The 12,577-nt window shown below is 40.1% G+C and carries 9 protein-coding genes; 8 read left to right on the top strand and 1 reads right to left on the bottom strand.

Going from position 1 to position 12,577, the window contains the following annotated elements; genetic code table 11:
* Positions 1 to 14: 14 nt before the first annotated feature.
* The 6 genes from BrL25_RS24355 (at position 15) to dacB (ending at position 9,157) form a co-directional block, all read left to right on the top strand.
* Complete coding sequence (locus tag BrL25_RS24355; protein ID WP_018670597.1) at positions 15 to 218, top strand: hypothetical protein; 204 nt, start codon at positions 15 to 17, stop codon at positions 216 to 218.
* Positions 219 to 602: 384 nt separating this feature from the next.
* Entirely contained in the window at positions 603 to 2,420 is a 1,818-nt protein-coding gene (locus BrL25_RS24350; protein WP_018670598.1) for a SpoIID/LytB domain-containing protein, read from the top strand.
* A 249-nt stretch (positions 2,421 to 2,669) separates the two neighbouring features.
* Positions 2,670 to 4,514 carry an LTA synthase family protein gene (locus BrL25_RS24345; protein WP_018670599.1) on the top strand — a complete coding sequence of 615 codons (1,845 nt, stop codon included), beginning with the start codon at positions 2,670 to 2,672 and terminating at the stop codon, positions 4,512 to 4,514.
* A 132-nt stretch (positions 4,515 to 4,646) separates the two neighbouring features.
* Entirely contained in the window at positions 4,647 to 5,336 is a 690-nt protein-coding gene (locus BrL25_RS24340; RefSeq protein WP_018670600.1) for a metal-dependent hydrolase, read from the top strand.
* Positions 5,336 to 5,980 carry an NUDIX hydrolase gene (locus tag BrL25_RS24335; protein ID WP_018670601.1) on the top strand — a complete coding sequence of 215 codons (645 nt, stop codon included), beginning with the start codon at positions 5,336 to 5,338 and terminating at the stop codon, positions 5,978 to 5,980. The genes BrL25_RS24340 and BrL25_RS24335 overlap by 1 nt, the downstream gene beginning before the upstream one ends.
* Positions 5,981 to 6,271: 291 nt before the next feature.
* The gene (gene dacB, locus BrL25_RS24330; RefSeq protein ID WP_018670602.1) at positions 6,272 to 9,157 is read left to right on the top strand and encodes a D-alanyl-D-alanine carboxypeptidase/D-alanyl-D-alanine endopeptidase; all 2,886 of its coding nucleotides are present in this window, start codon (positions 6,272 to 6,274) and stop codon (positions 9,155 to 9,157) included.
* Between the two features lie 84 nt (positions 9,158 to 9,241).
* Here dacB and BrL25_RS24325 read toward each other — a convergent pair whose 3' ends face one another.
* The gene (locus BrL25_RS24325) at positions 9,242 to 10,231 is read right to left on the bottom strand and encodes a phosphotransferase (protein WP_018670603.1); all 990 of its coding nucleotides are present in this window, start codon (positions 10,229 to 10,231) and stop codon (positions 9,242 to 9,244) included.
* Positions 10,232 to 10,492: 261 nt separating this feature from the next.
* On the opposite strand from BrL25_RS24325, the gene BrL25_RS24320 reads away from it, so the two are divergent.
* On the top strand, positions 10,493 to 11,041 hold the full coding sequence (locus BrL25_RS24320; RefSeq protein WP_018670604.1) for a cysteine hydrolase family protein: 549 nt from the start codon (positions 10,493 to 10,495) through the stop codon (positions 11,039 to 11,041).
* Between the two features lie 14 nt (positions 11,042 to 11,055).
* The gene (locus BrL25_RS24315; RefSeq protein WP_018670605.1) at positions 11,056 to 12,498 is read left to right on the top strand and encodes a nicotinate phosphoribosyltransferase; all 1,443 of its coding nucleotides are present in this window, start codon (positions 11,056 to 11,058) and stop codon (positions 12,496 to 12,498) included.
* Positions 12,499 to 12,577: the final 79 nt, after the last annotated feature.

Genomic DNA, 12,577 nt, shown 5'->3' with positions numbered 1-12,577 from the left:
GGCATGTAGAAGCAATGATTGGTTATCAAGTAACCTGGCAAGATGGAGGTCAAATAAAAAAAATACTCGATGATTTCTCTATTCCATATCGTTTGAAAAACCAGGTAGGTCAACTAATTTTTTTGTTTCCCCAGTTACCTTTTGGTAAAGATGTGTTTATTCGCGAAGTGTTTTCATTATATACCAGTACACTTTCTTCCCAAAATGAGCATAGTTAGCTTTTCATTCAGTAGGGTTGGGTTTCAGCAGAGGTATTTGCTGGTACTACAACCCTTTTTAAATGGAGTAAAAAATTTTAAAAAACAGTAGCATTGACATTTTATATAGAAAAAAATCCCAAAAAATAAATTGAATTTGGTTTTCGAAATTTTAGTAATACTAAACAAAATAAACTGATTTTTGAATATATACATGCATTACATATGGTTTTTAGCCTATTTCTGATATTTTTTTTCAAATTTAGTGAAACTATTTGCTAAGTCTTGAGTCTATAATAGAAGGGAAAGTTATCCAAAAAAAAACACAAAAGGGTAGCAAATGCTTGCCTGATAAAGACCTTTTAAGGGGACAGGCCTTGTATAGGAACTGAAAGGAGTTACAACATGAAAAAAACAAGTTCGATCCTGTCATTGGTGGTGCTCATGTCAACGGCCATCACACCGAGTGCTTTAGCAAGCCAGTTAAAAGCCCCTGTGCTTGTGGCTAGTAACACAGATGCATACCGATCAATGGATCAAATTAATCAAGGAACGTATCTCACGGAGAAAATCATGACGAAGGATGCGGCCAAGAAAACGATTGAATTGGAACGATCGGGGTTACTTACATTAGCGAATGATGTACAAGTATATCAATTATCTGGCGATTCGCTCGTTCCAAAATCTTTGGCAGATGTGCGTGTTGGTGCTGAAAATGTCAGAGTATATGTAAATGGGCAAAATCAAGTCAACCAGTTGATCCTAGAGGGAGAAACACGCGCAGATCGGATGCGCATAGGATTGTACAATACAGGCTTTGGTTCGCTTGATCACACTACATTTCAGGCAAAGTCAGCAGAGGGCTTGTACCTTATTGATAAAAAAACGAACCAGCAATATGAGGTTGCTCCCAATCAAGTTGTAAACATCACGAATCAGGGCAACACTCTAACTGTTAGCGTTAATAACCAAACGCTGGTTTCTATGTCGGAACGTCTTTATGTGGTACCTGCTGATAATAAAGATGGGATGACAGAGGTGTTGAGTCTCAAGCGGGCGCAAGGAACACCTAAATATCGAGGTATGCTGGAAATTCAACCATCCACATCTCATGGTAAGCTATCTATCATTAACGAATTGTCTCTTGAGCAATATTTGTTTCAGGTAGTACCGAGTGAGATGCCAGCATCCTTTGGAGAGGAAGCATTAAAAGCACAGGCAATCGCGGCACGTACATATGCCTTAAGCGATTATTATAGCAATCGCTATGCTGCAAAAGGCTTTCATGTAGATGATAGTACGATGAGTCAGGTTTACAACAATACCCCAGAAAATGCGAAAGTGACAAATGCAGTAGAGGCAACAACAGGTCTCATCATGAAGTATCAGGATGAGCTAGTTGATGCACGTTATTTCTCATCTTCTGCTGGAGTGGTGGCAGGACGTCACGAAATTTGGCCTGATACGATTACACAACAGTTTCCAGGAAGCAGTGTTCCTTATTTGATTCCACAGAGCTTTGTCATGGAATCTCAAAAGAAAGAAGGATTTTTACCAGTAACAATTGCAAGTGAGGAAGATATGCTTTCTTTTGTCAAAGATTTATCAATCGTGAGTGTGGATTCCCAATCTCCATTTTTCCGATGGAAAGTTGAATTATCCAAAGGGGAGCTACAAAATACGATTAACAAGAATCTAGCTGCTCGTGCTGCCGCTGATCCAAATGGGGTATTTATCAGCCATGGTGATGGGGAGTTTGTGAAGGGAACTATTCCTGCTAACGGTGTAGGTGAACTATATAATCTTTATGTAAATAAACGTGGTCAGAATGGAAACATTCAGGAGTTAATTCTGGAAGGAAGTAATGGTACTTTTAAAGTGGTAAAGGATTACAATGTACGTTATTTGCTTCGTCCTACTAAGATCTATACCGGTGGTGGAGATGTTATTCTTCATCGAGCTTCGGGTGATTCTTCTCAATATGACACAAAACAAGCAATGAAGAATTATAGCCTGTTGCCATCTGGTTTTGCTGCCTTTGAAGTAAGTCAAGATGAACAAGGTAATCTTCAAAACGTCATCATTTATGGTGGTGGAAATGGTCACGGCGTAGGGATGAGTCAGTATGGTGCCTCGACACTTGATAAGCTAGGGCTACCTGTAGAGCAAATTCTCCAAACCTTCTATCCTAACCACCAATTGGTAAATCTGTATCAATCTTAGAATGTAGAACTTTGTTGAATTCTTGTGTAAATTATGTCAATAAGAAAAGATGGCCGTTTGGTCATCTTTTCTTATAAGGTTTCATTCACAGAAAAAAGAGTTTACAATTATTGGATTATTCACAATCAGACTTATTTCCTGATAGTATAGGTGCTACTTTGAAAGGTTTATGGTAAGATATTTTGGTCGGAAACACCTCATACTAGGTAGGACCGGCCGACAATTGATTAAAAGAGAGGCTTACAAAAAATGAATTGGAAAAAATATTCTCTGATAACGTCTCTGTTACTCCTATCTAAATTCTTTTGGTTTAGAATTTTTATCTACGATGACCGCAACCCTTTTCGTTTGCTATGGGCCGAAACAAGCTCTGTTCTGTTGATCGTCGTAATCTTTACCTTGCTTTTTTATAAGCGTAAAACATTGATGTATACGATTGCTAACTTTTTATTGTCTAGCTTTATGCTGGCTATCGTTGTGTATTTTTCCTACTATGGAAAAATCATGACCTACCAAGCCTTCATGCAAATCGGACAGGTTAAGGACGTTTCTTCTAGTATATTTTCGTTAATTAAACCACAGTACTTTGTGCTCTATCTGGATTTAGTTATTTTCTTACTCTGGTATCGCTCTGTGAAAAAGAAAAAACAAGAGGTAGCCCAGGCACAGTTGGACATGACTTTGGTAAAACGTCTACTATTAGCAGCTTGTTGTGTGGTGGTTCTGTTCTCTTTAGAGGGGGTAAAAGCAGAACGAACTGCCGGAATTCAAAACGAAACAAAAAAAGCGCAACAACAAGGTTTAATTACTTTTCAGGTCAATAGTTTCTTGAAAGATCAGAAGGTTCCTGTATGGAATGAGGAGTATACAGCACGTATAAAGCAATTAAAGGCTGAACGTGAAAAACAGCAGCCGAAGCAATTATTTGGGGCTGCAAAAGGCAAAAATGTGATGGTTATTCAAATGGAGGCTTTCCAAAACTTTGTGCTTAATAAAGAAATAAACGGTGTTGAGATCACTCCAAATCTAAACGCTTTGATTAAGGAAAGCTATTATTTCCCACACTTTTTCCAACAGGTGGGGCAAGGAAACACCTCAGATGCTGAATTTATTAGCAACACGTCGATTTATCCAGTAGGGACGTCACCGATGTCTGTTTCTTTTGGGGAAAGAGAAATTCCGAGCTTGCCTCGCATGTTAAAGGAACTAGGCTATACTAGTATGACTTTCCACGTAAATAAGGCAGATTTTTGGAATCGAGACGTAATGTATCCGGGGCTAGGTTTTGATAAATATTATGATACTGAATTCTTTGGATATGAGGATATTGTTGGGCTTGGTCCATCTGACGAGATTTTATTTGATAAAACCTTACAGGTTTTGGAGGAACAACAAAAGCAAAACCGACCGTTCTACTCTCAAATCATTACCTTGTCGGGACACCACCCTTTTGTTATTCCGCAAGAGAAGATCACACTTTCATTACCACCAGCTTGGGAAGGGACAAATGTAGGGAACTATATACAGGCCCAGCATTATGTAGATAAGCAGCTAGGAGCTTTATTTGCGAAAATGAAGCAAAATGGACTCTGGGATAATACGGTTATTGCTCTCTATGGAGATCACTATGGCATCACACAAGACGAACAGGATAAAGATGGGAAACCGATTATCGAGAGCTTGACGGGACATGTTTACGATAAAGTGGATGCGTTCACGGTACCACTGATTGTTAAGGTTCCAGACAATACAACGGGCAAGACGATGGATAATATGGGTGGTCAGATTGATATTATGCCAACTATCGCTAATTTAGTTGGACTTGATCTTTCAAACACCACTTATTTTGGTCAGGACTTACTCAATACAACGCACAACGTATTGGGAGAACGTTTTTATATGCCAAGTGGTTCCTTTATTAATGATGACATTCTGTTTATTCCTGGTCAGAGCCTTGAAGACGGTTCTGCTACCAATATTAAAACACATGAAGCTGTTGTTGACTTGGAACCTTACAGAAAAATGTATGATGAAATTCTAGAGCTTTTGTCTATATCTGATGCTTACGTGAATCAATTACCAATGCGAGATTAAGCAGGATCATAATTTTTGAAGAGCCGTTGTTTAAAGACGGCTCTTTTTGTTGCATAAACCTAACAAAAGAGGACAGCCTAGCTTTTTTTCGTGTATAATAATGGATATTACACAGACGAAAAGAGGGTTATAATGCGCATTCAATTTCATGGGCACTCTTGTGTACAATTGACTCATGATCATCATTCCATCATTATTGATCCATTCTTGACAGGAAATCCTATTGCCACAAGTAAGCCAGAGGATATAAAAGTAGACTATATTTTATTAACGCATGGACATGGAGATCATATTGGTGATGCGGTACAGATTGCCAAACAAAACGATGCTACGATTATTTGTATGGTAGAGCTAGCCCATTATCTAGGCTGGAAAGGTGCCAAAACCATGGGATTTAACATTGGTGGAAAAGTTCAGCTCCCATTTGGCTCAGTAAAAATGACGCAAGCTTTTCATAGTACAGGCATTGTTTTTAACGACGAACAACAGATTATTTATACAGGAATGCCGGCTGGACTCGTCATAAATATGGGGGGTAAAACCCTTTATCATGCTGGAGATACGGGGCTTTTTGGTGATATGAGACTAATTGGTGAGCTGCACCAACCCGATATTGCCTTCTTGCCAATAGGTGACCATTTTACAATGGGACCAGAAGATGCTTTACTTGCTGCGGAGTGGACAAGGGCTAAAACAGTCGTACCAATTCACTTCGATACGTTCCCTCCAATCAAGCAGGATGGACATGCCTTTGTTAAGGAATTAGTGAAAAAGGGAGTACAGGGCAAAGTAATGCAACCGGGAGAAAGCTGGGAGGTATAATGGACGATCGACAGTTAGAAAGTGTTATTAAACAAATATCAACCCGTCAGCGTGGCATCCTAGGCCAGGAAGAATCTCGCAGAACAGCGGTGCTTGTTCCATTGATCCGTAATGAACGTGGAGAATGGTCTATTTTGTTCGAAAAGCGTGCTTCCACGTTAAGAAGTCAGGCGGGCGAAATTTGTTTTCCAGGCGGACATATTGAGCCAAGCGATCACAATGAATGGGAAGCAGCTAGACGCGAAACTTCAGAGGAGCTAGCTCTTGATCCTGATAAGATCGTGTATGCAGGAGATTTAGATATTTTAGTTTTGTCTTCGAGCTTACTAATTTATCCTTATGTTGGGTTTGTGCATACGAAAATCTCTGGGCTTACTCCTAACCCAGACGAGGTGGAGGAAGTTTTTGCTGTCTCGTTACAAACCCTTTTGGGCACCATACCTGATCGTTTTGATATTGACCTACGTTTTGAACCAGGTGAGGATTTCCCCTATCATCTAATTGCGAATGGGCGAAATTATAAGTGGAGACATGGAAAGCTACCTGAATATTTTTATGAAGCAGATGGTTACATTATCTGGGGATTAACTGCACGTATTCTTATGCATTTTTTACAATTTTTTCGCAAGCAATCAAAGAAATAAGTGTCAACGAAACTTATCGGAAAAATAAGGGAGACATGGTATATAAGGGACTGAAGTCCTAACTGTATCATGTCTTCTTTGGGTTTTTATTTTTTGAAAAATACAAATAATGAATATAAAATGAATAATTGGGCTGGTAAATGAATTGTATTTTACGAATTTATAGTTCTAGGCTTACCTGTTTTTGCTTATTTAAGAGTAAGGGCACCTTTCGTGTGATTGTAGGTTCCTACTTAACATGCATGGCAATGCTTGGCTTTGTTTACTCTATATAGAAGAAGGAGGAAAGCAATGAAGGGAAAAAACAGTCTTACGCTGTGCTCGCTACTTACAGTGGTGCTTCTTATGCAGCTGGTATTCACACCTGTTACCGCTTTGGCAAGCAAAATGGAAGCAAGCATGGTTGGCCGTCAGATAGATTCGTTGCTTGAAAAGCTTTCGCAAGAGGATGTAAGCAAAGGGATGTATGCAGGAATCTCTGTATACAATCTAAATAAAGAAGCCTTCTTATATCAGCATGAGGCAGATAAGAATTTTATTCCAGCATCTAATATGAAGCTGTTCATTGCAGCTGCTGCTTTGGAAGAATTAGGTGCTGATTATCAGTTTAAAACCGAAATATATACAGACGGAAAAGTGAGCCAGAATGGAACACTTCAAGGTAATCTCGTAGTAAAAGGCTACGGTGATCCAACTTTAGAAACAAAGGATTTACAAAAAATGGCCACTGAATTGAAACAAAAAGGGATCACAGGCATTCAAGGTCAGGTGTATGTGGATGAGAGCTATTTCGATGATATACGTCTGGGGCCAGCATGGATGTGGGATGACGAGGTGTATGCTTATAGCGCACAAATCAGCGGATTGTCTTTACATAAAAATAGCATGGAGGCAGTAATCACACCTGCAAAAGAAGTAGGGAAGCCAGCTTCTGTTAGCATAACACCCATAAATGAGTACGTAAAGGTTATTTCGACTGTCACCACAACGGATAGTAAGGAGAGCGAGGTCACTGTTGAACGAATGATTGGGCATAACCAATTAATCATAAAAGGTACAATTGGAAGAGATGCCATTCCTTATAAAGAAGACGTTACCATGGAAGATCCTGTCCTGTACGTTGGGGATGTGTTTCAGTCTATCCTACAGTCAGAAGGGATTTCGATCATCGGGAAAAAAACGATTCAAAAAACGAGCTTAGTCAAAGGAACACCTATCGTGACTCATTATTCTCGTCCTTTATCAGAGATCGTTCTAGCATTGAATAAAGATAGTGATAATTTTTATGCAGAGATGCTAACCAAGACATTGGGGGCGGTAAAAAAAGGAAGCGGTAGTTGGCATGCTGGTACAGAGGCAATCACCGAGGTGTTACGTGAGGCTAAGTTTCCAGGAACATATTTACAGGTAGATGGATCAGGATTATCTCGTCTTGATTTGATCACACCAAATCAGATGATAGCTCTTCTCCGTTATGTGCAAAAGAAAGAATATCAAAAAGCATTTGAAGCTAGTTTACCTATCGCTGGTATTGATGGTACATTAAAAAGCCGTATGAAAGAGACCAAAGCAGGTAGTAATCTGATAGCCAAAACCGGTTCAATGGGTGGTGTAAACAGCTTATCAGGGTATGTCACGGCTACTAATGGGGATAAACTTGCTTTCTCCATTATGATTAATGGAATCTATAAATCGAAGTACGCAACTCAGCTACAAGATTCGATTGGGAATGTGCTTGCCGAATACCCCGTGCTACCAGAAATACCCAGTGAAGTATCAGCTAAATCGACTTATGAATTAAGTGCACTGCTTGACCCGTTGTGGGAAGATCCAGCTCTAGCCAATGTGCATGGTAGTATGATTGTTAGTTCTTTAGATCGAGCAGGATCAAAAGTGACCTTGTATGAACATCAGGCGGATCGTTTGTTGATACCAGGTACGATTATCAAGGAGCTGACAAGCATTGGAGCGCTAGTAACATTGGGAGAGAATTATTCTTTTAAAACAGAAGTACTACTGTCGAAACCTGCCAACGCTGGTGGTGTGGTAGAGGGGGATATTATTATTAAGGGCTATGGTGACCCCACTTTACGTGCAGATCATCAAAATGATGAGGGGCAAGGACCCACATTGGAACAATTAGTTGGTTTTTTAACAGAAAAAGGGATCACACAGGTGAATGGTAATATTCTAATTGATCAGAGCTATTTTGACCGTCAGTTAGTAGGATTGGGCTGGCCGTGGGATGCTGAGAAGCAACTTGCGAAAATAAGCGCTCTCACAAGCGAAGCTGGAAAAGTAAAGCTTACTTATAAGCCTGGCTTGAAAAAAGGTGATCCGGTTATCTTTGATATGTGGCCAAAAACAAATTATGTAGTCATCTATCAAGATGCATCCACAGTCGGTAAGGGAGCAAATAATACGTTTATTATGAAAAAAGAACGAGCTAAAAACGTTTTTCGTTTGCTTGGAGAATTGCCAATGGGAACAAAAGAGCAGCAGGAGCTTGTCTCGGTAGAGGAACCAGCCATTTATTCAGGAGTACTATTTCTGCAAAAAATGAAGGATGCGGGTATCAAGGTATCGCCTACTAGTAAAGTACTTTTAGGACAAGTGACAAAGGAAGCGATGAAGCTAGGAGAGGTACAATCCTTGGCACTGCAAGATATCCTGACCTTGCAGAATAAAAATGATGATCATTTGATTGCAGAAATGGTCAATAAAACGATAGGAATAAGGAAAGCGGGAAAGGGAACGACTGAAGCGGGGTTAGCAGCTACCCAGGTGATTCTGAAGGCCTGGGGTGTAAATACGAATTATGACATGCTGGATGCTTCAGGTGTGACCCGTTATAATCTCCTTTCAGCAAGACAACTAAACGATGTCTTACTTAAATTAGCTGGGCAAAAGGAATATCCATTGTTTTACAACTCTTTACCCATCGCCGGTGTGGATGGGACACTGAAAAACAGGTTAAAACGCACAGATGCTCAGGGAAATCTGCGTGCATTGAGTAGCCAATTACAGGGTGTATCGAGTATTACCGGTTATGTTACTACGAAAAAGAATGAGCGTCTTGCTGTGACGATAATTCTAAACGGTTATACGAGCTCTCCAGAGCAAATGAGCAAATGGGAGGATAAAGTTTTGAAATTATTAGCTTCTTATCAAGAGTAAATGCCAAAGAGGGTCTGAAGGGATTGTGATATAGAGGTGATCTTTTTCGTAGCAAAAAAGGAAAGGTACAGAGAGTAGCCAAGCTCAGCAATAGAGCTTGGCTTTTCGGCACATGTAAAGTGTTTTTTTCCACTCATTCTTCACAAATGTAGCGACTTCTTTTGTGTTCATTTTTTTATACAAGCCTTTACGTAGAAAACGTTCGAACATGTGGGGGAATGCAAGGTCAATATAAAGAAGCCCTAGCTCGTGTGACTGTAGCGGATTTTCCTGTTGATATGCCTGTAAAAAAGATTTGAAGCGTGATGCGTTAAACGTTTTATGTTTACGCATGATCATAAAGTGCATTCGAGAAATGTCCTTGGAAACAAAATCGTGTCGGATGTCTTCCCAATCGATGAGATAAGGAGTGTTTTTGTGAAACATGGTGTTTCGAGGATGGTAATCCCCATGACATAAATAATGCTGATCATCTGGATACGATTTCCATTGGTGGTAAAATGGATAAGCAAGTAACTTTTTATAGGCCCATTCTGCACGTGATCCAAAACGTTTGCAGTAACGTACAATCCATTTGATTTTAGGAGATTCAGAGCGAAGATGCTTCTTATACCACTCATCAATACGTCTTTTATCCGCTTGATATTCATTTTCCCAGTCTAAGGCTCCCATGGCTCTACAGCCAGTTGGGGGAGAAAATCCTAAAGAGCGTTTATGAAACCGACCGATGAGTGAGCCCAGCCTTAAAATGTTTTCCATGGATGAAGCAGTGGGACTTTTTCCTGTAATCCATTCCTGTAAAATGTATTGTTTGTTTTCGAATGTAAAGTATGGTTGTCCGCTTACTGTTGGGTATTCACGTGGGATCAAAATGTTTTTTTCATGCAGATGCTCTTGAGCAGCCCGGATGTAGCGCATACGATTCTTCTGCTCTTGCTTTCCTTTGAGGAGATAAATGCCTTGATCGGTTATGATTTTACTTACATGTACAGATGAGATTCTACTTAAATTTTTACTCGAGCGTATTGTCAATCCATATTGTTCTTTCACTTTTTCTGCAAGATGCTTGTTCATGAGAATGCTCACATCCTCTAAGTCGTTATCTTTTCAGTTTATGACATACGAACAGTTGTGTACCTGTACCACTTGATTCTTGCCAACCGAGCGTCAAAAATCATGGAGCTACATACTTGGTTTTGGAGTACGGTTGGTGGATTACAAAGTGCTATTTTCTTGGTTTGACAACGGTATGTCCTCATCATACAATGATGCATATGAATGCAAAGCGGCACACATTTAGATGGAGAGCCGCCTTCGGGAAGGAGATGTGGCTGTATGAACCGTGCACTACTTATTATTGATTATACAGTTGACTTTGTCGCGGATGAGGGAGCACTAACATGCGGAGCACCTGGACAAGCTATTGAGAATCGCATTCTTTCGTTAATCGAAGAGTTTCTGCAAAACGGGGATGAGATTATCATGGCCGTTGATCTTCATGAGGAGAATGATCCTGACCATCCTGAGACAAAACTATATCCTCCTCATAACATTCGTGGGACACATGGCCGCGATCTTTATGGGGGTGTTCAAACGATTTATGAACAAAATAAAGAACGTATGATATGGATGGATAAAACAAGATACAGTTCTTTTACAGGAACCGATTTGGATATTCGTCTGCGGGCAAAAGGTATCACGGAAGTGCATTTGACTGGTGTATGCACGGATATTTGTGTACTCCATACAGCAGTTGATGCGTATAATCGTGGATTTCAAGTGGTCATTCATGAGGATGCCGTACAAAGCTTTTCGTCTACAGGGCATGAATGGGCCTTGCAACACTTCAAGAATGCGATGGGCGCTACCGTCGTGTCAAAATAAAGGAGCTGCCAGCTGTGAACTATGAGAATTTGACGTTACATACGGACAAATATCAGATCAACATGATGTATGCTCATTGGAAAAATGGTACGCACAATCAAATTCGTGTCTTTGAGGCTTATTTCCGGAAGCTACCTTTTGGGAATGGCTTTGCTGTGTTTGCCGGATTACAACGGGTTATTGAATATATAGACAATCTACACTTTACGAAACAAGAGCTGGAGTATCTGGCTGAGCAGGAAGAAAATTATGAACCGGCTTTCTTAGAAGAACTAGCAAAATTACGTTTTACAGGTCAACTTCGTTGTATGGCAGAGGGTACTATCATTTTTCCAAATGAGCCATTGCTACAGGTAGAAGCTCGTGTTTTTGAAGCACAATTAATTGAAACCGCAATCCTAAACTTTATTAACTACCAGATATTAATCGCGACAAAAGCGGCACGTATTCGTTTAATTGCTCCAAACGAGACTTTGTTAGAGTTTGGTACCAGACGAGCACAAGAAGCAGATGCAGCCGTCTGGGGAGCACGCGCAGCTTATTTGGCGGGTTTTGATGCCACGTCTAACATGCGGGCTGGTATGCTGTTTAAAATCCCTACAAAGGGTACACACGCTCATTCTTGGGTGCAGGATCATGCTACAGAGGAGGAAGCGTTTGAGAAATTTGCAAAGGCACTTCCTGAAAATGTGGTTTTGCTTGTTGATACATACGATACATTAAAAAGCGGGGTACCTAACGCCATCAAGGTGGGAGAAAAGCTACGCAAAGAAGGTAAACGCTTGAAAGGCATTCGGTTAGATAGTGGGGATATAGCTTATTTATCGAGAAAAGCTCGCAAGATGTTAGACGATGCCGGATTTCCAGAAGTAGCGATTATAGCATCCAATGATTTAGATGAGAATGTTATTTTTAACCTAAAAATGCAAGGAGCTCAAGTAGATACCTGGGGTGTCGGAACCAAGCTAATTACGGCGGAGGATAATCCGGCATTAGGTGGAGTTTATAAGGTGGTAGCCAAGAAAGAGGAAGATCACTACATTCCTACGATTAAAATCTCGGGAAATCCAGAAAAAATTACAACACCAGGAAATAAGCGTGTATATCGAGTAATTAACAAGGATACGGGCAAGGCAGAAGGGGATTATATCGCAATGGCAGAAGAACAGGTTCATGGTCTGCCACGAATTATGCTATTTGATCCCGTTCATGTTTATCTCCATAAATTCGTGGAGAACTACGAGGCAATCGAGCTGTTACAAACGATCTATACAGATGGAGTCTTGATGTATCAGTCGCCTTCTTTGGAAGAAACGAAAGAATATCATAAACAACAATATCAACTGTTCTGGGATGAGTATCTACGTAAATTAAATCCAGAGAGATACCCAGTTGATTTAAGTCAATTAGTATGGGATACCAAAATGAATCTTATATCGCAGCATAAACAAAAATAGAATAGATAAATAAGAGGGCGTTCGATTAGTCGAATGCCCTCTTTGTTTGTTGTAAAGTAAAGTTTTATTTGCTTTTTAT

Origin of the sequence: Brevibacillus laterosporus DSM 25, assembly GCF_002706795.1 — a bacterium.
Classification (GTDB): domain Bacteria; phylum Bacillota; class Bacilli; order Brevibacillales; family Brevibacillaceae; genus Brevibacillus_B; species Brevibacillus_B laterosporus.
This window is presented reverse-complemented; position numbering and strand designations above follow the sequence as displayed.

Bases quoted from the DNA above. Each gene is read 5' to 3' on its own strand.
- BrL25_RS24320 (WP_018670604.1), top strand. From the start codon at position 10,493: ATGAACCGTGCACTACTTATTATTGATTATACAGTTGACTTTGTCGCG.
- BrL25_RS24355 (WP_018670597.1), top strand. From the start codon at position 15: ATGATTGGTTATCAAGTAACCTGGCAAGATGGAGGTCAAATAAAAAAA.
- BrL25_RS24335 (WP_018670601.1), top strand. From the start codon at position 5,336: ATGGACGATCGACAGTTAGAAAGTGTTATTAAACAAATATCAACCCGT.
- BrL25_RS24350 (WP_018670598.1), top strand. From the start codon at position 603: ATGAAAAAAACAAGTTCGATCCTGTCATTGGTGGTGCTCATGTCAACG.
- dacB (WP_018670602.1), top strand. From the start codon at position 6,272: ATGAAGGGAAAAAACAGTCTTACGCTGTGCTCGCTACTTACAGTGGTG.
- BrL25_RS24345 (WP_018670599.1), top strand. From the start codon at position 2,670: ATGAATTGGAAAAAATATTCTCTGATAACGTCTCTGTTACTCCTATCT.
- BrL25_RS24325 (WP_018670603.1), bottom strand. From the start codon at position 10,231: ATGAACAAGCATCTTGCAGAAAAAGTGAAAGAACAATATGGATTGACA.
- BrL25_RS24340 (WP_018670600.1), top strand. From the start codon at position 4,647: ATGCGCATTCAATTTCATGGGCACTCTTGTGTACAATTGACTCATGAT.